Raw genomic sequence first — 20101 nt, 5'->3', positions numbered from 1 at the left:
GCTCGGTTGGACGGGAGCATCATGGCGGACGCGGTGTGCGGCTCGGATATGCCGGCGATTGAAGTGCGGGGCCTGCGCTTTGCCTACCCCGGGGCCGAAGTGCCGGTGTTCGAGGAGCTCGATTGGCGTGTTCCCCAAGGGACGTTTGCGTTGCTTGTCGGTGGTACCGGGTCGGGCAAGTCGACATTACTCTCGTTGCTCAAGCCCGAGATTTCGCCGGCGGGCGAACGCTCCGGCGAGCTGCGCATGCTGGGCGAAAGCGTTGCCGACATGGACGCTCGCGCGTCCGCGGAGCGCGTGGGCTATGTGTTTCAGGACCCCGAGAACCAGATTGTGTGCGAAACCGTGTGGCACGAGATGGCGTTTGGCCTGGAAAACTTAGGCATGTCGCGCGACGAGATGCGCCGTCGCGTGGCCGAGACCAGTTATTTCTTTGGGGTGGAGGATTGGCTCCACCGCGATACCGATACGCTTTCGGGCGGACGCAAGCAGCTGCTGTCGCTGGCAGCCGTGCTGGCGTTGCGCCCTCGCGTGCTGCTGCTCGACGAGCCCACGTCCCAACTGGATCCCGTTGCCGAGAAAAATTTTCTGCATGCGCTGTTTCGCGTGAATCGCGAGCTGGGCTGCACGGTTGTTGTGGCAACGCACCAGCCGCGCCCGATGCTTGAATACGCGACGTGCGCGTATCGGATTGAGGGCGGGCGCGTATGCGAGGTCGCCGATATCGCCTCCTTGGGGCATCGCGAAGAGCTGTTTTCTGGCGAGGTGCCAGGGTGGGGTGGCTCGTGGCGTGCAAAAAACGGAGTTTTCAGCAGCGCCAGTGGCCGGCCGGGCTATTTGGACCCGCGCGTGGGCGCTCCGGGCGCAAAAAAAAGACCGAAATCGGATAAATCGGCTGAATTTGAGGCGCAAATCCTGTCGCAAGACGACTCGGGGGCGCCGTCGTGCGCCGGTGGATGCCGAATACTCCCAAAAATGCACGCTGGGTCGGCTACCACCCTGGCAGGGGGCTGGTTTCGCTACGATCGAGCGTCCGGCTGGGTGCTGCGCGGGCTCGATGCGTCGTTTTCGGCAGGCGCGGTGCATGCTGTTGTGGGCGGTAACGGCTGCGGTAAGTCGACAATGCTTTCGGTGCTGGCCAAGACGGTCAAGTTGCAGCGTGGGCATATGGAGCGCGGGGCGGACTCGGCGGCACTGCTGCCTCAGAATCCCAAGGCGCTGCTGGTTGCCGAGACGGTGCGCGAGGAGCTGATGGAATGGGCTTCGACCTGCGGATATGACGAGGCTATGGCGCGAGAGCGCGCGACGAGTCTGGGATTGTCCGGCTTGGATGGGCGCCATCCGTACGATCTTTCGGGCGGGCAGCGCCAGCTGCTTGCGTTGGCAAAGCTGCTGTTGATCGGCCCCGAGCTGCTATTGCTCGATGAGCCCACCAAGGGTCTGGACCTGGCCAGCCGTCGCATCATCGCCCGCGCCCTGCGCGACCATGCGGAGGCCGGCGGTACCGTCATCATGGCAACGCACGATCTGGGTTTTGCCGAGCAGGTTACCGATGACATTGCCATGATGTTCGACGGTGAGATTGCCTGCATGGAGCCGCCCGCCGACTTTTTTGCCGACAATGTGTTTTATAGGGCGTGATGGGATGGCGGATTATCGCGTCTTGCGCATACTCGCAAAACTGGAGATCCCACTGCTGCTGGCGGTGCCAGCGGTAATGGCCTCGGCGTTGCTGGCAGGCGTTGAGCAGGCGGCGCTTGCCATGCTTGTCGTGGTGGCGCTGGTGCTCGCGCTGTTCTTTGCGGGCTACGAGGCGTCGCGACCGGGCCTGCGCCAGATTATGCCCACGCTGGTTCTGGCGGCGTTGGCCGCGGCGGGGCGTATCTTGTTTGGCCCCATTCCAGACTTTAAACCCGTGAGCGCCATCGCCATTATCGCCGGGGCGACGCTCGGTCGTCGTAACGGCTTTATGGTCGGTGTGCTGGCGACGCTGACCAGCAATTTCTTTTTTGGGCAGGGCATGTGGACACCGTGGCAGATGTATGCCTGGGGTCTGGTCGGCTATGTTGGCGGCGCGCTGGCGCATGCGGGTGCGTTCGACCGTGCCGATGGAACCGTGCGCATGCCGGCGCTGATGGCGTACGGCTTTGCGTCGGGCCTGCTCTATGGCGCCGTGATTAACGCCTACGACATCATCGGTTTTGTGCAACCGCTCACGTGGGCGGGCGCCGTGGCGCGTCTTGCCACGGCGGTACCGTTCGATATCACACACGGCCTTGCGACCTGCGTGTTCTTGGCCGCTCTCTACAAACCTTGGTGTCGTCGCATTAACCGTGTCGTCGTGAAATACGGGCTGTAGTGGCGGTTGCGCCGGGGCGAGAATCAATACTGTCGAAGTGCCATTTTAAAACTATGCCGGTTTACGGGGCTAGATTGGCACAGGCAGACCATGCCGGCTTTTTCCGAAAATAGACGATCCGTCTACCTGCGGTTTTATTTTGCTTGAATTGCGTTTGGTTGGGGATTTGCGATTCAGCCCCGTAAACCGGCATAGTTTTGGAATGGCCGGCTGACATGATGGGCGTCGTGGCCCTTAGAGAGCCAAATTGATCCGTTTTCTTCCGCCCCCAGACGTCCCCAGGGAATCAGTTGACGGCGCTTGCCACGAAACTGGCCCATCTACTACGTTTAGCTTGATACCCTCGACCATGACCGCGTTTTATGAAAAACCGCAGGCTTTCTACCTGCGGTTTTCTTTTTGCGTTGTTCGCCGTGGTTGAGGGTAGTGGCTTAAACGTAGTAGATGGGGCAGTTTCGTGGCGGGTGTGCCGCGTGGATTCCCTCGCGAGGTGAAAATGATCCGTTTTGCTTCGTCCCCGAGGGGTCGGCTGGTGCTAGAGCTCTAGGGTGAGGGTGACGGGGCAGTGGTCGCTGCCAAAGATGTCGCCGCGGATGCCGGTGTCGCGCACGTTGCCGGCGATGGCGTCGCTCACCAGGAAGTAATCGATGCGCCAGCCCGCGTTGTTCTTGCGGGCATTAAAGCGGTAGCTCCACCAGCTGTAGACGCCCTCGACGTCGGGATTTGCCGCGCGCCAGGTATCGGTAAACCCGGCGTCGAGCAGCTCGGTAAACTTACCGCGCTCCTCGTCCGAAAAGCCTGCGTTGCCGCGGTTGGACTTGGGGTTCTTGAGGTCGATCTCCTCGTGCGCGACGTTAAAGTCGCCGCAGGTCACCACGGGCTTGCCGGTCTCGCGCTCGAGTCCCGCCAAAAAGCCGCGATAGGCATCGTCCCAGGCCATGCGCACATCGATGCGCGCGAGCTCATTTTGGGCGTTGGGCGTATAGACGTCCACAAACCAAAACTTGTCGAACTCGAGCGCGCAGACGCGGCCCTCGGTCGCGGCCTGCGCCACGAGCTCGGCTGCCGCGCCCTCGCCGGCGTAAGGCAGCAGCGCATCGGCGCGCAGCACGCGCAGCGGTTCCTGGCGGCTAAAGACCGCAGTACCCGAATAGCCTTTACGTTCGGCGTAGCTCCAGGTTTGGTGATAACCGGGCAGGTCGATATCGGCCTGGCCCTCCTGCAGCTTGGTCTCTTGCAGCGCCAGGATATCGACATTGAGCTCCTGTGCGATCTGGATAAAGCTCGGGTCCTTTTTGAGCACGGCGCGCAGACCGTTGACGTTCCACGAGGCGAAAGTGTAAGTCTGAGGCATGGTGTCCTTTCGACGGGGTTTGCAGGCTTAAGATTAGCGCAAAAGGGGCGGTGGTGGGCTCCGCGCGTGCTGACTCAAAGGCCGCATGCTGGGATGTCGCCCGACGCTGCCCGACCAACAAGGACGGAGGACTCATATGACGCAGGCGATATCGGATCCCAAGCGGGCCTCCGCCGCACTGGCGGAGCTGTTTGGTACCCACAAGCGTGTGGTCTTCTTTGGCGGCGCCGGTGTTTCCACGGCGAGTGGCATTCCCGATTTCCGCAGCGTGGACGGCCTATATCACCAACAGTTTGCCTACCCTCCCGAGACCATGCTCTCGCATAGCTTTTACGAGGCGCATCCGGCCGAGTTCTTCGACTTCTACCGCACCAAGATGATCTCACTTGGCGCCAAGCCCAACCGCTGCCACACCAAGCTGGCCGAGCTGGAGCGTGCCGGCAAACTAAATGCCGTTGTGACGCAAAATATCGACGGTCTGCATCAGATGGCAGGCTCTCAGCGCGTGTTCGAGCTGCACGGATCGGTCCATCGCAACATTTGCCAGTCGTGCGGCGCGGTCTATAGCGCCGAGTGGATTTGCGCCCGCGGGCACGAGGACGCCGCGGGTGTGCCCGTGTGCCCCGCGTGCGGCGGGCGCATTAAGCCCGATGTGGTGCTCTACGAGGAGCCGCTCGACGAGCATGTGCTGACCGACGCCGTTGCCGCCATTGCCGCGGCCGATGCCCTCATTGTGGGCGGGACCTCGCTCGTGGTGTATCCGGCGGCGGGTCTTACGCGATACTTTACCGGCGATACGCTGGCCATATGCAATCTTGCTCCCACCGATCAGGATGCAAATGCCGACCTGCTGATTTCTTGCGACATCGCTGCCGCGTTTGCGTTCTAGCCCGCGCGCGCGGATACAATAGAAAGACTAATTGCAAAGCGACCCCGCCGCCTGCGCCCGAGCGTGGCGGCGCGGGCATTTTAGGAGGATGTTCATGGCGAACGACAGCAAGACATGGCGGTGCGGAAAGTACGAGCTCAGCTTTGACCGTCCGCGCATCATGGGCGTCCTCAACGTGACGCCCGATTCTTTTAGCGACGGCGGTGAGCACTTTGACCAGGATGCCGCTATCGAGTACGGCCTGGCGATGCTCGATGCCGGCGCCGACATCATCGACGTGGGCGGCGAGTCCACGTCGACGTGGCGCCCCGGCTTTACCCCGGTCAATCCCGATGAGGAAGCGCGTCGCGTGCTGCCCGTGGTGCGTGCGCTTGCCAAAGAGGGCGCCATCGTCTCGATCGACACGCGTCATGTGGCGGTTGCCAAGGCAGCCGTGCGCTGCGGTGCCTCGATCGTCAACGACGTGACCGGCTTCACCGACCCCAAGATGGTCGAGTTTGTCGCGACGAGCACCTGCGGCGTCATCGTGATGCACGCCGGCGAGGTCGCCGCGCCCGCTCGCACGCATGCAACGGTGCAGCTCGATACCTCTGCCGCGGCGTTTGTTGCCGAGAAGGCGCGCGAGGCGGCTGCCGAGGCCGCGCGCGAGGCCGAGAAGCCCGCCCGCCGTCGTCGCGGCAAGCTGCTGGGCGAGCCCAAGACGGAGGCCAAACTGCCGGGTGGCGTGGTGCAGCCCTCGCTGCCGTTTGGCGATCCGGAGCCAGCGCCCGGGCCAACGGGCGAGCAGAAGCAGGAGACGCCGGCCGCCGAGCAGGCTGCCCCTGCCGCCGAGGCCGCCGCGACCCCTGAGCCCGCGCCGGAGCCCAGCGATCACTTGGCCGCCATGATGCGCCGCAGCGCCCGCCGCGAGGAGGCTTATGTGCCCACCTCGCAGCTTCGCCGCTTTACCCTGCCCGATTCGGCGCCCATCATGCGCCGCGTCATGGGCTTTCTGTCCGATCAGGCCCGCGCGCTCATCCACGCCGGCGTGTCACGCGACCGTATCTGCATCGATCCGGGTCCGGGTTTTGGCAAGACGGCCAACGAAGACATCGTCATCCAGCGCGAGACCGCCAAGATGGCGTCGCTGGGCTATCCGCTCATGTGCGCCGTGTCGCGCAAGCGCTTTGTGGGCGCCGTCTCGGGCGTGACCGAGGCCGCCGAGCGCGATGCCGCCACCTTTGGCGTGTGCCTGGGCGCTATCCAGGCCGGTGCCAACATCGTGCGCGTGCACGATGTCACCGGCTTTGCGCAGTTCCTGAACGGCTACTGGGCTGTTGCCAAGCCGCAGCCGCGTCGCGCGTTTGTGGCCGTGGGCTCCAACCTGGGGCATCGTTGCGACAACATCCGCGCCGCGCGCGACATGATCGCCGAGATTCCGCTCACCTGTGTGTCCAACTGCTCGCGCATCTACGAGAGCGAGCCGGCCTACGAGACGCGCCAGGACGCGTTTGCCAACGCTGTCATCGAGATCAAGACCGAGCTGGCGCCGCTGGTGCTGCTCGACGAGCTTATGAAGATCGAGGCCGAGCTGGGGCGCGACCGATCCAAGAAGGCCAAGGTCAACGGCCCGCGCACCATCGACCTGGACCTGCTGTGGATGGATGGCGAGACCCATGGCGGCAAAAAGCTGCGCCTGCCGCATCCGCTCATTGGCGAACGCGACTTTGTGCTGGTGCCGCTCGAGGACCTGATGCACGACCCGGCGCGGTTCTTCCGCTACAACGGTGTAGAGGTCAAGGAGCCCGAGGATCGCGTGGGCCATATCGTGGGCGAATTGGGGCGTATGTAGATGATTGAGATGAATGCTGTTGCCGCCGGTACCGAGCTCGACGCGGCACGTGACGCGGGTCGCGAGGGTGTGCCCGCGGGCTGGTGCGCTTGGAGCGTGGGCGAGGCGTCGTTGACGTTTTCGCTGGTCGTGCGCCCGGATGTGAATATGCACGCCTTCCATGGCCTGCCGTTTGTGGCGGCGATGGGCATGATGGACGCGCTCGCGGGAACGGCATCGACGCCGGGGCTGGGTCTTGCCGGTAAGGTGGGCATTCAGTGGCCGAGCGATATCGTGTACGGCGCGCCCGCGTTTGAGACGTCGTTTGCACGCGTCGCCGTCAACGGTGGCGCCGGTGCCGCGGGTATGTTCGGTGCCGTGACGGTGGATATTGAGCGCGCGGCGCTGGGCGAACTTGGCGTGGATGTGACCGATGAAGCGCTGGTCGAAGCGCTGACTACCGCCGTGCTGGCCCGCGTGGACGCCTGGGCGGTTGTCGCCAACACGCCGCAGGGCGCCGCCGGCCCGCTGGCTCCCGTGCTGGGCGAGTACTTCGACATGGTGCCGCTGCTGGGCCGCCAGGTTGCGGCGGTGTCGCCCAACGGCTTGCCGCTTGCGGTTGGTGTGTTTGCGGGCCTGGACATCTGGGGTCGCGCGACCATCAAGACCGATGCCGGCGAGCAGGAGTTTCCGCCCGAGGCCGTACGGATTCGCGGGCTGTAACGCGAGATGTCCGCGCTCAAAGATAATGATGACAACAAGACCCTCCCCGGCAGAGTGAACTGCCTCTGCCGGGGAGGGTCTTTGCGCGACTACAGGGTGGCATCGCGGCCCTATTCCTCAAAACTGAAAAATTTTCGTTTTTGAGGAATAGGATTAAGGCAGCTCGGCCTTTCGCGAGGTATATTCGCTATAGAGCCTATTCCTCAAAACTGAAAAATTTTCGTTTTTGAGGAATAGAGATAAAAGACCGCGAGGAGGCCCCGATGAAACTCATCAATAGAGCGTCATATATGGACACGTTGACGAGTCTTATTGGCGTGCCGGATATCAAGGTCATCACGGGCATCCGCCGCAGCGGTAAATCAAAATTGCTCGAGGCCCTCCGCGATTACGTGGAGGCAAATCTGCCTAATTCGAATGTCATCCATATCAACTACAACCTCGATGAGTTCGAGAACCTGCTCGAGTATCACGCGTTGCTCGCTTATGTAAAAGATCATCGGGTGCCCGGCAAACAAAACGTTCTGCTTATCGATGAGGTTCAGATGTGCGAAGGTTTTGAGCGTGCGATCAACAGCCTTCACGCATCCGAGCATTATGACATCTTCATTACCGGATCGAATGCCTTTTTGCTGTCGAGCGATCTGTCGACGCTCTTTACGGGGCGCACGTTCGAGATCGAGGTTTTCCCATTCTCGTTTGAGGAGTATCGTCTCTATGGCGACGAGGGCGAGGTCGACCGTGACTTCGATGAGTACGCGAGAACCGGCGGTATGTCTGGCTCTTACCCTTATCCACTGCAGGAGCAGCGCTATCAATATCTCTCCAACGTCTTTAAGACGCTCATTGTGAGAGATATCGTGCAACGGCATAACGTGAGAAACGAATCGGCGCTGCTGCGCATTGCCGATTACATGATGGACAACGTTTCCAACATTACGTCGGCACGCAACATTACCGATGCATTAAATGCGGATGGGCTAAAGATTACGAACAAGACGGTCGGTGCGTACATGGGGTACCTGTGCGATGCGTTTGCCTTCTATAAAGTTCGTCGATATGACATTCGCGGCAAGAAATACCTTAAGAGCGGCGAGAAGTATTACCTGGCAGACCACGCGTTCAAATACGCGCTGCTCGGTACACGCGATATGGACTGGGGTCGCGTGTACGAGAACATAGTGGCCATCGAGCTGCTGCGCCGCGGATATGAGGTATACGTCGGCGTACTCTATAAAAAGGAAATTGACTTTGTAGCAATCAAGCGAAGCGAGAAGCTCTACATTCAGGTGAGCGACGACATCAGCTCGGATAAGACATTTGAACGCGAGATTTCACCACTGCTGAGCATTGGCGACGCGTACCCCAAGATGATTCTCGCCCGCACGCATCACGAGGCCACGGACCGCGACGGAGTGCAGATCGTGGACCTGGCGAGGTGGCTGTGCGGCGAGGCGTAGCGTGCATCGAGCCTATTCCTCAAAACTGAAAATTTTTCGTTTTTGAGGAATAGGCTCGAAGCGTTGCCTAGTTCGCCGCTCGCGCTCGTGCTCGACTTAAGCTCCTGCCCTATCCCAGCTCCTGCATGCGGCGGTAGATTTCGCAGATACCCTTAATGGTGAGCTGTCCATCGACCACGTCGAAGGCATCGGTCGAATCGGCGACGATGCCGGCGAGGCCTCCCGTGGCGATAACGGTGGCATCCTCGCGGCCCAGCTCGCGCTTCATGCGCGCGACCAGGCCTTCGGCCATAGCGGCGGTGCCCACCACGGCGCCGACCTTGATGCACTCCTCGGTATCGCGGCCGATGGCGTGCTCGGGCGCCTCGAGCGGCACGCTGGCGAGCTTGGCGGCGCGGGCGGCAAGCGCATCCATGGAGATGCGGATGCCCGGCGCGATCGCTCCGCCAATGTAATAACCGTCCTCATCGATGACGTCGATATTGGTTGCGGTGCCAAAGTCCACCACGATTGCCGGCGCGCCGTAGAAAGTCTCGGCCGCAACGGCGTTGGAAACGCGGTCGGCACCTACGGCCTGGGGACGCGCCGCGCGCAGCTTGGTCACGGCGGCCGTCTGCGGCCCAATGACGATGGCGTCTGCGGCAATGCGGTCGGCCACGGCATGCCATTCACGCGAGAGCTGCGGCACCACGCCCGCAAAGGCGATAGCATCGACCGCGTCGAGCGAAAGGCCGTACATCTTAAAAAAACCCATCAGGCGCACGTGGATCTCGTCGGCGGTATAGGAGCGGTCGGTGGGCATGCGCCACGACTGCACCAGCTCGTCTCCGTCAAACAGGCCCATGGCCGTCTGCGTGTTTCCCATATCGATAGCGAGCAGCATGTCTACTCCCGGTTTCGGCATAAAAGGACGCGCACCATTGTATACGTGCTGTCGACGGCGCTCGGCTGCGATTCGTTTACGGTGATATGGGCTGAGGGGTTTTAAATATGAAGGAATTATGCTCTACGAGAGTTTCCTTGCCGTCCACCGAACTCCCGAGTAATATTCTTTCTTGCGCACATGAGGCGCCCAGACATTGCGGGGTGGAGCAGTCTGGTAGCTCGCCGGGCTCATAACCCGGAGGTCGTAGGTTCAAATCCTGCCCCCGCGACCAAGACTTTTAGCAGCTCAGAGGCATTGTTCCTCTGGGCTGTTTTCTTTGGATAAAGGATGCGGTGAAGACTTCCGATCGGAATATGAGCAGATTGCAACGACCGCCAGGACAAAAGGGATACCAATAAAACTAAAACCAGCTAAAAAGAAGTGAAGAACCCGTAGAATCTTTCTCAGTGGAAAAGGCTATCAAGTGAGGGTCTGTATGCCGGGAAAGAAAGCCGATGCAGAAGCTTTTGCAAGCAGGTGGGCGAACAAGGGAAATGAGAACCAGGACACGCAGCGGTTCTGGATCGACTTCTATCAGAACGTCCTTGGTGTGGAGGATGCCGTCTCGAGACTTGAGTTCGAGAAACCCGTTTCTACCGACGCAAGCACGCACGATGGGTATATCGACGTCTTCATACCGTCGGCCAAAACCCTTGTCGAGCAGAAGTCACTGGGAATCGATCTTGCCAAGGAGGAGACACGCCAGGGACGCAAGGTGACGCCTGCGAAGCAAGGTAACGCTTACGCTCAGGGCATGCCCCTCTCGCAACAGCCGCGCTATATCATCGCCTGCAACTTCTCGGATTTCTGGGTCTTTGACCGTGAGAGGGATTCGCTCTGCCGGGAGCCTCTCTTCAAGTTGCCGCTTGCCGAGCTCCCCAAGAACCTCGCCGCCATCCAGTTCCTCAAGGGCGGCGCGGAGGCCCCGGCCACGATCTCCCGTGCCGTTTCCGTCGAGGCGGGCAAGATCATGTCGAAGCTCCATGAGCAGGTGGCCGAGGCGTTCGATGACCCCGACACGCCCGAGAACCACCACGCGCTTTCCGTGCTCATGACGCGTCTCATGTTTCTCATGTTCTGTGAGGACTCGGGGCTCATTGCCCCCAACGCCTTTCGCGACTACGTCTCGCACTTCTCGGCGGACGACCTTAGGCACGGCCTCAAGGACCTGTTCGTCTGGCTCGACACCAAGGACGAGGAACGCGACAAATACGCCGGGTCTTGGTTGAAGAAGCTGCCCTATATGAACGGCGGCCTTTTCCGCGAGAAGACGGAGATACCGCCCCTGTCCGAGAACTTCCGCCATACGCTCATCGTCGAGGGGTGCCAGGAGTTCGACTGGTCGGGCGTGAGCCCCACGGTTTTCGGCTCCATCTTCGAGGGCGCGCTGTCCCACGACCACCGCCGCGCAAACGGCCAGCACTTCACGAGCCCCGAAAACATCCACAAGGTCATAGACCCGCTCTTCCTCGACGGCCTCAAGGCTGAGTTCGAGGAGGCCCGTGCCAAGCCCGTCGCGGGCGGTGCGAGGACCCGTGCGCTCAAGGACCTGCATGAAAAGATCGGTGGCGTCTCTATCCTCGACCCGGCTGCCGGGTCAGGCAACTTCCTGACGGAGAGCTACCTGTGCCTGAGGCAGCTGGAGAACCGCATCCTCTTCGAGCTCCAGGGTGAGCAGACGTCATTCAGCTTTGAGGATTCCGGCGATCGCGACGTGCTGGTCAACCTAAAGAACTTCCATGGTATTGAGCTGGAGGATTTCGCTTGCTGCGTTGCCCGCACGGCTCTCTGGATCGCCGAGAAGCAGGCGGACGCTGACACCGCAAAAGTGACGCAGCGCGTCTACCAGGAACTTCCGCTCACGGACTATGAGGGTATCGTTAACTCGAATGCCCTTCGTATCGACTGGAATGACGTCGTATCAGCGGATGAGGTCGATTATGTGCTCGGAAATCCTCCTTTTATAGGCAGTTCGCGCCTTGAAGACGCTCAAAAGGAAGATAGGAAGGCGATTTTTGGCAAATCCGCTGGTTTGCTCGACTATGTTGCATGCTGGCATAAGAAAGCGGCTGAATATATGGATGGGCATCGTGTTCGATGTGCATTCGTTTCAACTAACTCTATCTGCCAGGGACAGCAGGTTGAGCCCCTGTGGAAGCCCCTGTTCGACAATGGCGTTCATATCGATTTCGCCTATAAAACGTTCGTTTGGGATTCCCAAGCATCTGATAAAGCGAATGTCCATGTTGTCATTGTCGGATTTTCTAAAAGTCCCGATATGCAACCTCTACTGTTTAGCTCAACGGGTGCAACAAAAGCGGACAACATCAACGGCTACCTCTCGAATGCTCCGGACGTCTTTGTCGAAAAGCGAAGGCAGCCCCTCTGCTCTGTTCCGAAGATGTCGCGAGGTGGCGGCGCTGGTGATTGGGGATTTTTAACCCTCGATGAGGCTGAGGCACATCGTTTACTGACTTCATATCCTGCTCTCGAACAGTACATTAGGCCATTTTCAATGGGATCTGAGTTTATCAAGGGCATTAACAGGTATTGCTTGTGGTTTGCTGGACTATCGGGAGCCGAGCTATCCAAACTTCCCAAAGAAATAAGGGATCGGTTCGATGAAATCCGCAAACTAAGGTTGGCTTCTCCGCGTTCTGGCACGCAAAAGAGAGCCTGTGCCCCGTGGGAGTTCGATGAGGTTAAAGCGCCTGCCGATGGCGCATTCCTGGCCGTTCCACAGGTGTCTTCCGGACGGAGGAAATACATTCCGGTCGGATTCATAACCAACGGCACTATTCCTGGAAACAAGCTCTTTTTTGTCGAAGAGGCGGATTTGTATGATTTTGGAATCATCTCAAGTCAGTTTCACAACGCATGGATGAGGCAGGTTGCTGGACGCTTAAAGAGCGATTATCAATACTCGAACACTATCGTCTATAACAATTTTGTCTGGCCTTCTCCATCTGCGAGTCAGAAGGATGAGATACGCCAGTGTGCTAGGGATGTGCTTGAGGCGAGAAACGCTCAACGCGGGGCAACTCTTGCCGACATGTATAGCCCCGATAAAGCCCTCTTCTTCTCCGATCTCATGAAGGCTCATGCACGGCTCGATGCTGCTGTCGAATCTGCCTATGGCGTTGATTTTGGCGGAGATGAAGAGAGGGTTGTTTCGCATCTATTCAAGCTTTATGCCGAGAAGGTCGGTGAGTAGCGTGAAGGGGAACGTCATAAAGCCGAAGGGGGAGACGATACCATCCGAACCCGATTCCGTGAAGGGGAGCATTGGAGATCTAAGGGCCGAGGCCGATCGACAGGAGGAGGAAGCCCAAAGATATGCCGTCGCCTTCCTCAAGAAGGTTATGAGGCTGAAAGGCGTGGCAATCGAGCGCGACCATTTCCTCCGCTCAGAGTTTCGTAAGCGGGGCGTTGCGGACGAGCGGGTAGAGCTCGCGATTTCAACGAGCCCAGCCGCCGCCGGGATGGATTCTGACCTTGTCGACTCCATCGCGAGGGACGTCATTGATTTCGAGACGAAGAAATCGACCGTCCTTTCGTTCTCCGCGGGATTGCCCGGCGGGCTCGCGATGCTCGGAACGATCCCGGCGGACGTGACGCAGTACTATGTCCACGCCTTTCGAATCATGCAGAAGCTGGCGTATCTCTACGGCTGGCAGTCATTTATCGACGATTGCGACGAGATGGACGATGAGACCTTGGCGGCCTTCGCCCTTCTCCTGGCCGTGATGGCCGGCGTGAGCGGTGCCAACTCCGCCTTGACGGTGTTTTCCAAAACGGTTCAGGCCAATGTGGCCAAGAAGGTCGCCAACAAGGCGCTTATGCAGACAAGTTACTACCCGATTATCAAAAAGGTCCTTGCCGGGATCGGCGTCAAGATCACCAAAAGCAGTTTCGGCGACGCGGTGAGCAAAGTCGTTCCGGTCGTCGGCGGGTTCATCTCGGGAGGCCTCACGTTCGTCAGCCTCAAGGGCGGGTCGAGGAGACTCGCAGGGGAGCTCAGGTCATTGCCGCAGGCGACAGGTCCCTTGACCGCAGCGGCGGTTGATTCTTTTACTGATTTTGCCGAAATGAAGGGGATGACGAGCGATGACGATGCCCAAATGGCATGAGACCATGCGGCCCGTCCTTGAAGCGCTGGCGCATGTCGATGGATATCTGGCAGGCACCGACCTCCAGGATGCCGTGGCGATCGAATTCGACATGACCGATGACGAACGGGCCGAGCGTCTCAAGAGCGGCCAGTCGAGACTCTACAACCGCGTGTACTGGGGTATCACCGATTTGGAGAAGGCTAAGCTTCTGGAATACGGCGAGAAGAAGGGAACCTACCGTATCACCGATGCCGGCAGGACGTACCTCTCTGATTATCCCGGACCCATTACAGCCAAGGGTCTCTATGAGAACTGCACGGCATTCAAGAAGTGGAAAGACGGCTATCAGGCCGCAAGCAAGGCCAAAAACGCTTCAGAGCCCGAGGGCGTTTCGACGCTGGAGGACCAGGAGTCCCCTCAGGAGGCGATGGAGTCTGCCTACGGCGAGATTCGCGACGCGCTCGCCGACGACCTCATTTCGATCATCATGGGAAAAGATCCGTATTTCTTCGAGCACCTGGTCGGAAAGCTGCTCGTGGCGATGGGTTACGGCGAGAGCCTGGACTCCCGTGCCGACGTCACCAAAAAGAGTGGTGACGAGGGGATAGACGGCGTCGTCCGTGAGGACCGACTCGGATTTGGAACCATCTGCTACCAGGCTAAGCGGTGGGATCCGCAAAGGACGGTCGGACGGCCGGAGGTTCAGGCATTCGTCGGGGCGCTTTCCGGAAAGGGCGTATCGAAGGGCCTTTTCATCACCACGGCTCGCTTCTCCAAGGATGCCCGCAAATATGCTGAGGGCCTCCTGGGGCAGACGGTCGTGCTCGTCGACGGCCCCGCGCTCGCCGGCCTCATGATCGACTACGGCGTCGGCGTGAGCACGAGACAGGTCTACGAGATCAAGGCCGTTGACACCGATTTCTTCGACGAATAGCGCGTGTCTGCAACGCGCCGCTACCGCGCGCCCTTCCGCCCGTTGCATTTCGAGCAGAGCACCTGCAGGTTGGATGGAACGGTCTTGCCGCCCTTCGCGACCGGCACGATATGGTCGACGTGCAGGCCCACGCCGTCCGGCATGTATTTCCCGCATATCTGGCAGGTGTAGTTGTCCCGGCGGGCGATCTGCTCGCGCAGCTGCTTCGTCATCAGCCTTCGCTGGTTCTTGGCGTGATAGTCCCTGAGCGTCGCCTCGTCGTTGATGGCGGCGAGGCGGATGCGGCGCTCGACGATCCACTCCCAGTTCACGTCAAGCTCGGAATCATCCATCGACACCTTGTAGGACGTCTTCACGTAGTTGGCCTGCTTGTACCTCGTCTGTTCGCGGCGGGTGATGAACCTAAAGGCCCTGTCATCGTCGACCGCCTCGGCGTACTGACGCTCGCGCCGGCTGCGGAGCCGGCAGGTTTTCAGATACTCTTCTTGCTCGTGCTTCCAGTTCTGGATGTATGCTCTATGGGCGACGATGGCGTCCCAACCGGCCGGGTCCATCAGGTGACGGTCGATGTAGTCCTCGATCCTCACGTTGCGCCTGCCAGACACATCGAAGCGGGCCACGTAGTAGGGATACCTAAAGGGGCTCGCCAGAATCCTGCGAACCAGGACCGCGATTGCACAGACCAGGGCTATGGCCAGCACGCCGAGAACGAAATAGGGCGTCAGGTCGCCTATATAGTGGTACCCGTCTATCTCATAGAGCTGAGTCATGGCATTTTTCCTTCCCCAAGGATTGCAAAATGATACCAAGACGCGGGTCTTCCGGATCGCGGGCGCTTTCCACGCGATACATCCATGCCCCTCCGTCCGGACACCGCACACCGAACCCCCACACCACGTTCGCTTTACAATCAAGAACATTCGTTCGACAATGAAGCCCGTGAGATACAAACGGATGTTCGGGGGTACGCGCATGATCATGAAAAAGCACTCGCTTGCGGGAACCTGCGGCATACCCACCGATGCACAGCGCATCTACATCCCCGTGGACGCCAACGGCGCGGACGACCCCGACCACGGCCCGTCCGATCCCGTCACCATCCACTGGCCGGACGGCCGCAGTTGGAAGGTTGAGAGCATCTACGCCCGCCAGGAGTTCGGCCGCGCCATCTTCGGTAACCTCTCTATGTGCGTTACGACGTCTGCATCGCGAGGCAGCGCAAAACGGTCTGGTGGGAGCACGGCGACTGGTTCGTCGAGCGCGGTGGCGGCATGGCGGTGATGCCCGAGTGATGGGCCACACAAAGGACTTTGGCGGTGGCATCACCGTTCGCGCCAACGGCGACAAGCCCGGCAGACGCGTCCATAAGCAGTACGTAGACGTCTACGCCCGCACTAACGCCGACGGAACGACGGTGCCTGTCCGCGTCTGCTGGCCGGACGGCCGCGGCTTCACGATCGACCAAATCATTCGAATAGACCCCTTCGGCGCGGTCATCCACGACGCGCAGACGGCGGTCTACACGGTGCGCTTCGGCGGCTGGACCACTCAGCTCATGCTGGAGCACTTCCACAGGGAGGACCCCATTCACGGGGCAGATGACCGCCTGCGATGGTGGGTCTGGGCGTTCGAGAACACCCGCTCGAAGAACGACGTTTCCGCACCGCCTGCCGACACGCGCGTCCGGTGAACGCGGGTTGGGTCGTCATGCGGAACGCAGAGGGTGACGTCGGCTAGAGCCAAGCTCCGGTCCACTCGCTCCGGTTCCTCGTCGCCGCGAGGAGCGCACCGCATGCCGCGAGCAGTTCGTAGTTCGCGATCCTGATCCCGACCGACATGGCCTCGGCGAGGACTTCAATCCTTCTGCCATAATCCTCGATCTCGGAGAATACCCCGATACCGTCCATGAGCCGCTGGGCGGCTTCGCTCGGCCTGTCCCCCGTCGTGACATGACGTTCTTCCATGCCGAAACAATCCTCTCTATGCGAGAAAGGCGATGATAGCAGGTGCTGTCCGGGCCAGCATAAACAGCGTTTTACGTTTTACGGCATACGCCGCCGTATGGCCACGGCTTCGCGGCCGGGTGGCACCTCCGCTACGCCGCGTCAAGGGGGCCCATGAGACCCCACACAAACCTCCGCTCCGCTCCGGTTGGTGGAGGTCGTCATGGACCTCCCTTGACCCGTCTTCGCTCCGGTGCGGCTTTGCAGGGAGCAAAGCCGACGACGACGCGCGGCGTCACCATTCGGCTTTGCCCACAGGGGCGAGATGTTGAGGGCCACGTGCCCGGAACGGAGGAAGACATGCAGCAGCTGATGACCGAGGAAATCGCCAAGACGGTGCCGAGGTTCTATAGGCAGGACGGGGCGTACGACCCCATCGTCCAACTTGCAGCTCGTCGGCCTAGCCGGCGAGCTTTTTTTTCCGGGACCGTGTTCTCGGTCCAATTCTCGGCCTCTCAAACAAAATCTCAATCTGTAACATCTAGACCCGATTTGGGCGGCTAGGTGTTACAGATCGAGATATGCCGGTGGGTTGGGTCCCGTTTGTCTAAATCTGTAACACGAGGGACGGTTTTTGCCGAGTAACTGTTACAGATTTAGATCTTTCGGCAGGCTAGATTGGTTTGTCTCGATCTGTAACAGGTGGAGGCCAAAAGTCGGTCTAGATGTTACAGATTGAGATGTTTGGTCGGACCGAGTTTGTTCGTCTCGATCTGTAACATCTGGGGTTGTTTTTGGCCTGTAGGTGTTACAGATCGAGATTTTCCGACGGAACGCTGCCGCTTGTCTCGATCTGTAACAGGTAGGGGTCAAAAGTTGGTCCAGCTGTTACAGATTTAGATTGTTGAGGATGGGTCGAGAGGAATATCTCGATCTGTAACAGTAAGACCCGGTTTTGCTGGGTAGCTGTTACAGATTGAGACAAACCGACGGGCCGCCCCGCCCCATCCGCCTGCCGCTGCCTGCTATCCGCCGATTTTCGTTGTGCCGCTGTACCCCCATGCCATATCCTCTAAACAACTACGCGGCACCATCGCCGCCGCGTCTACAAGAGAGGAATGTCCATGACCGCACCTGCGTCCAAGCTGCTCCAGCCCATTACGGTTGGCCCCCTTGAGCTCAAGAACCGCATTATGTTCCCGCCGCTGACCACCGGCTATGAGGAGCGCGACGGTTCCATCGGCGAGCGCAGCCTGGCTTTTTACGAGCGTCTGGCCCGTGGCGGCGTGGGCTACATCGTCATCGGCGACGTCGCTCCCGTCATGACCGCAAGCCCCACGCCCAAGCTGGCAACCGACGCCCAGATCCCCACGTTTAAGGCGCTGGCCGACGCCGTCCACAAGCACGGTGCCAAGGTCGCGCTGCAGCTGTTCCACCCCGAGTACGACGTGCCCGGTGTCGGCCGCATGGTCATGGGCTCCATGGCTGCGGCCAAAGCTGCGCAGGAGGCCAAGGCCGCCGGCGACGAGGAGACCTTTGCCGCCAAGATGGCCGAGTCCAACGAGATCCGCAAACAGGCATACGCCAAGCTGCACCACGATATGCAGCACTTTGTGAACGAGGCGAGCGTAGAGCAGCTCGCCCAGATCAAGGAGGCCATCGCTGCCTCGGCCGCTCGCGCGCAGCAGGCCGGCATCGACGCCATCGAGGTCCACGGCGACCGCCTGGTGGGCTCGCTGTGCTCCTCGATCCTCAACAAGCGAACCGACGAGTACGGTGGCTCGTTTGAGAACCGCGTTCGCTACGCGCTGGAGGTCGTCGCTGCCATCAAGGAAGCCGCGCCGCAGCTGATGGTGGAGTATAAGCTCCCCGTGATCATGGAGAACCCCGACGGCACGCCGCGTGGCAAGGGCGGCCTGCAGCCCGACGAGGCCTGCGAGTTCGCCAAGCTGCTCGAGGGCGCGGGCATCGATATGATCCAGGTTGCACAAGCCAACCACACCGGCAATATGGGCGACACCATTCCGTCCATGGGCGCCATGCCCTACAACTGGACGCTGCCCGTGGCCGAGCGCGTCAAGGCCCTGGTCTCCGTGCCGGTGGCAACTGTGGGCCGTGTTGTCTCGGTCGAGGCTGGCGAGAAGATCCTGGAAGACGGCGCAGCCGATATCATCGCCTATGGCCGCTCGCTCATGTGCGACCCCGACATTGCGCTGAAGGCCGCCACGGGCGAACCCATCCGCGAGTGCCTCAACTGCAACAAGGGCTGCGTCGATGCGATTCAAAACCGCAGGTACATCTCGTGTGTGCTCAATGCCGAGAACGGCGACGAGGCCACCATCGCCATTAAGCCGGGCGTGGGCGACAAGAAGATCGCCGTTGTGGGCGGCGGTATTGCCGGTCTGGAGGCCGCGCGCGTGGCGGCCAAGCGCGGCTACGACGTGACCGTCTACGAGGCGAGCGATCATCTGGGCGGCCAGATTGTGCTGGCGGCCGCGCCTCCGCGCAAGGACGAAATCATGCGCTCGGTCGAGTATTACGAGAAGATTCTGCCCGGCCTGGGCGTGAAGGTTGAGCTCAACCACGTCGCTACTACTGAGGACCTCAACGCCGCCGACGCCGCGATTGTGGCCGTGGGCGCGCACGACGTGGTCATCCCCGTTCCGGGTGCCGATTCTAAGAAGGTCGTCTCGAGCTGGGACGTGCTGGCCGGCAAAGTGGAGCTTACGGGCCGCGTCGCTGTCATTGGCGGTGGCCTGGTGGGCACCGAGACTGCCGAGTACCTGCTGCAGCACGGCTGCGAAGTGGCGATCGTGGAGATGCTCGACAAGATTGCCGCAGGCGAGTCCGAGACCATTCTGCCACTGATTATGAGCGACTTTGCAGAGCACAACGTGGAGCAGCATGTTAAGACCCGTCTGACCGCCATTACCGACGAGGGCGTGGAGGCCATTCGCACTGCCGATGACGGCGCCGAGGAGCCGGTGAAGATCGCCTGCGATTACGTGGTGATGGCCGTCGGTTCCAAGGCCAACGCGTTTGACTTGGATGGCGTTACGGTGCCCGTGACCTGTGTGGGCGACTGCTCGGGCGAGCGCACCGCCGACATTGCGAACGCCATTCGCACGGCATATCACGCGGCCAACGAGCTGTAGTTGAACATCGCGGCCAGGTGGGGCGGTAGCACGGATCTGTCTCGCCCGGCCGCGTCCCATCGGGTGTCAATCGGGGCGGGGCCTGCAAGCGCAGCAGGTCCCGCCCTTTTTGTTTTGCCCCGGTGGACGACAATGCGCGCTAATCATGGGGAGTGAGGCGTCTACTGCCTTGCAGGCTGCTCAAAATTATTGGAGGAGGGGTTAATAACTATATCCTCTATTCCAAAGGACATAAAGAGATGCCAATTTTGCTGGCAAGCGAATGACGATTAGCTGCGAGCTAGTTACCAGCGTAAATAATCAATAAAGAAATGTCGTAAATTGGTGGTACCGTCAAGATTCTTTCGCAAATTGATTTAGCCGTCTCCGGCCCCGTCCTCTTCTAGCCCTCCGCCTTTCCCCTCAGCTCGTCCATCTCCTCCAGCTTCGACATGTCC

The 20101-nt window shown here is 60.2% G+C and carries 16 protein-coding genes and 1 tRNA gene; 13 read left to right on the top strand and 4 right to left on the bottom strand.

What is annotated here, in order from left to right; genetic code table 11:
* Positions 1-21: 21 nt before the first annotated feature.
* Both ACTQV3_RS07570 and ACTQV3_RS07565 read left to right on the top strand, forming a co-directional pair.
* On the top strand, positions 22-1641 hold the full coding sequence (locus tag ACTQV3_RS07570) for an ABC transporter ATP-binding protein (RefSeq protein WP_441536032.1): 1620 nt from the start codon (positions 22-24) through the stop codon (positions 1639-1641).
* Between the two features lie 4 nt (positions 1642-1645).
* Positions 1646-2359: a DUF6580 family putative transport protein gene (locus ACTQV3_RS07565; protein WP_441536031.1), complete on the top strand. Its 714-nt coding sequence runs from the start codon at positions 1646-1648 to the stop codon at positions 2357-2359.
* Positions 2360-2894: 535 nt separating this feature from the next.
* Here the strand turns inward: ACTQV3_RS07565 and ACTQV3_RS07560 are convergent.
* Positions 2895-3713: an exodeoxyribonuclease III gene (locus ACTQV3_RS07560; RefSeq protein ID WP_154516667.1), complete on the bottom strand. Its 819-nt coding sequence runs from the start codon at positions 3711-3713 to the stop codon at positions 2895-2897.
* Positions 3714-3849: 136 nt separating this feature from the next.
* Here ACTQV3_RS07560 and ACTQV3_RS07555 point away from each other — a divergent pair, with 136 nt between their 5' ends.
* The 4 genes from ACTQV3_RS07555 (at position 3850) to ACTQV3_RS07540 (ending at position 8595) form a co-directional block, all read left to right on the top strand.
* Entirely contained in the window at positions 3850-4602 is a 753-nt protein-coding gene (locus ACTQV3_RS07555; protein WP_441056409.1) for an NAD-dependent protein deacylase, read from the top strand.
* A gap of 94 nt (positions 4603-4696) precedes the next feature.
* Positions 4697-6433: a 2-amino-4-hydroxy-6-hydroxymethyldihydropteridine diphosphokinase gene (gene folK, locus ACTQV3_RS07550; RefSeq protein ID WP_441041490.1), complete on the top strand. Its 1737-nt coding sequence runs from the start codon at positions 4697-4699 to the stop codon at positions 6431-6433.
* A complete protein-coding gene (locus ACTQV3_RS07545) occupies positions 6434-7135 on the top strand; it encodes a hypothetical protein (protein WP_441536030.1) in 702 nt (233 codons plus the stop codon).
* Positions 7136-7398: 263 nt separating this feature from the next.
* Positions 7399-8595, top strand: a complete 1197-nt coding sequence (locus ACTQV3_RS07540) for an ATP-binding protein (protein ID WP_441549816.1) — start codon at positions 7399-7401, stop codon at positions 8593-8595.
* Between the two features lie 109 nt (positions 8596-8704).
* Here the strand turns inward: ACTQV3_RS07540 and ACTQV3_RS07535 are convergent, their stop codons facing one another.
* Positions 8705-9478 (bottom strand): type III pantothenate kinase, encoded by a 774-nt coding sequence (locus ACTQV3_RS07535; protein ID WP_441068276.1) that lies wholly within the window; start codon positions 9476-9478, stop codon positions 8705-8707.
* A 197-nt stretch (positions 9479-9675) separates the two neighbouring features.
* Here ACTQV3_RS07535 and ACTQV3_RS07530 point away from each other — a divergent pair.
* The 4 genes from ACTQV3_RS07530 (at position 9676) to ACTQV3_RS07515 (ending at position 14566) form a co-directional block, all read left to right on the top strand.
* A tRNA-Met gene (locus ACTQV3_RS07530) sits at positions 9676-9752 on the top strand.
* A 204-nt stretch (positions 9753-9956) separates the two neighbouring features.
* Positions 9957-12734: a class I SAM-dependent DNA methyltransferase gene (locus ACTQV3_RS07525; protein WP_441536028.1), complete on the top strand. Its 2778-nt coding sequence runs from the start codon at positions 9957-9959 to the stop codon at positions 12732-12734.
* A complete protein-coding gene (locus ACTQV3_RS07520; protein WP_441536027.1) occupies positions 12667-13650 on the top strand; it encodes a hypothetical protein in 984 nt (327 codons plus the stop codon). Before ACTQV3_RS07525 ends, ACTQV3_RS07520 begins: the two co-directional genes overlap by 68 nt.
* Complete coding sequence (locus tag ACTQV3_RS07515; protein WP_441536026.1) at positions 13628-14566, top strand: restriction endonuclease; 939 nt, start codon at positions 13628-13630, stop codon at positions 14564-14566. The genes ACTQV3_RS07520 and ACTQV3_RS07515 overlap by 23 nt, the downstream gene beginning before the upstream one ends.
* A 20-nt stretch (positions 14567-14586) precedes the next feature.
* Here ACTQV3_RS07515 and ACTQV3_RS07510 read toward each other — a convergent pair whose 3' ends face one another.
* Complete coding sequence (locus ACTQV3_RS07510) at positions 14587-15336, bottom strand: HNH endonuclease (RefSeq protein ID WP_441536025.1); 750 nt, start codon at positions 15334-15336, stop codon at positions 14587-14589.
* A 202-nt stretch (positions 15337-15538) separates the two neighbouring features.
* Between ACTQV3_RS07510 and ACTQV3_RS07505 the strand changes: the two genes are divergently transcribed.
* A complete protein-coding gene (locus ACTQV3_RS07505) occupies positions 15539-15847 on the top strand; it encodes a hypothetical protein (protein ID WP_441549815.1) in 309 nt (102 codons plus the stop codon).
* Positions 15848-15857: 10 nt separating this feature from the next.
* Entirely contained in the window at positions 15858-16256 is a 399-nt protein-coding gene (locus ACTQV3_RS07500) for a hypothetical protein (RefSeq protein WP_441536023.1), read from the top strand.
* 43 nt (positions 16257-16299) lie between these two features.
* On the opposite strand, the gene ACTQV3_RS07495 is transcribed toward ACTQV3_RS07500, so the two are convergent.
* Positions 16300-16530 (bottom strand): hypothetical protein, encoded by a 231-nt coding sequence (locus ACTQV3_RS07495; RefSeq protein WP_441536022.1) that lies wholly within the window; start codon positions 16528-16530, stop codon positions 16300-16302.
* Between the two features lie 1103 nt (positions 16531-17633).
* On the opposite strand from ACTQV3_RS07495, the gene bilR reads away from it, so the two are divergent.
* On the top strand, positions 17634-19664 hold the full coding sequence (gene bilR, locus ACTQV3_RS07490; protein ID WP_441536021.1) for a bilirubin reductase, long form: 2031 nt from the start codon (positions 17634-17636) through the stop codon (positions 19662-19664).
* The last annotated feature ends 437 nt before the right edge of the window (positions 19665-20101 follow it).

Source organism: Collinsella sp. LCP19S3_A7 (genome assembly GCF_052121995.1).
Taxonomy (GTDB): Bacteria; Actinomycetota; Coriobacteriia; order Coriobacteriales; family Coriobacteriaceae; genus Collinsella.
Note: the sequence above shows the minus strand (reverse complement) of the source record. Positions and strands in the feature narration are given on the sequence as shown.

Bases quoted from the DNA above. Each gene is read 5' to 3' on its own strand.
- ACTQV3_RS07495 (WP_441536022.1), bottom strand. From the start codon at position 16,530: ATGGAAGAACGTCATGTCACGACGGGGGACAGGCCGAGCGAAGCCGCC.
- ACTQV3_RS07545 (WP_441536030.1), top strand. From the start codon at position 6,434: ATGATTGAGATGAATGCTGTTGCCGCCGGTACCGAGCTCGACGCGGCA.
- ACTQV3_RS07565 (WP_441536031.1), top strand. From the start codon at position 1,646: ATGGCGGATTATCGCGTCTTGCGCATACTCGCAAAACTGGAGATCCCA.
- ACTQV3_RS07560 (WP_154516667.1), bottom strand. From the start codon at position 3,713: ATGCCTCAGACTTACACTTTCGCCTCGTGGAACGTCAACGGTCTGCGC.
- ACTQV3_RS07555 (WP_441056409.1), top strand. From the start codon at position 3,850: ATGACGCAGGCGATATCGGATCCCAAGCGGGCCTCCGCCGCACTGGCG.
- ACTQV3_RS07540 (WP_441549816.1), top strand. From the start codon at position 7,399: ATGAAACTCATCAATAGAGCGTCATATATGGACACGTTGACGAGTCTT.
- ACTQV3_RS07525 (WP_441536028.1), top strand. From the start codon at position 9,957: ATGCCGGGAAAGAAAGCCGATGCAGAAGCTTTTGCAAGCAGGTGGGCG.
- ACTQV3_RS07500 (WP_441536023.1), top strand. From the start codon at position 15,858: ATGGGCCACACAAAGGACTTTGGCGGTGGCATCACCGTTCGCGCCAAC.
- ACTQV3_RS07505 (WP_441549815.1), top strand. From the start codon at position 15,539: ATGATCATGAAAAAGCACTCGCTTGCGGGAACCTGCGGCATACCCACC.
- ACTQV3_RS07515 (WP_441536026.1), top strand. From the start codon at position 13,628: ATGACGATGCCCAAATGGCATGAGACCATGCGGCCCGTCCTTGAAGCG.
- ACTQV3_RS07510 (WP_441536025.1), bottom strand. From the start codon at position 15,336: ATGACTCAGCTCTATGAGATAGACGGGTACCACTATATAGGCGACCTG.
- folK (WP_441041490.1), top strand. From the start codon at position 4,697: ATGGCGAACGACAGCAAGACATGGCGGTGCGGAAAGTACGAGCTCAGC.
- ACTQV3_RS07535 (WP_441068276.1), bottom strand. From the start codon at position 9,478: ATGCTGCTCGCTATCGATATGGGAAACACGCAGACGGCCATGGGCCTG.
- bilR (WP_441536021.1), top strand. From the start codon at position 17,634: ATGACCGCACCTGCGTCCAAGCTGCTCCAGCCCATTACGGTTGGCCCC.
- ACTQV3_RS07570 (WP_441536032.1), top strand. From the start codon at position 22: ATGGCGGACGCGGTGTGCGGCTCGGATATGCCGGCGATTGAAGTGCGG.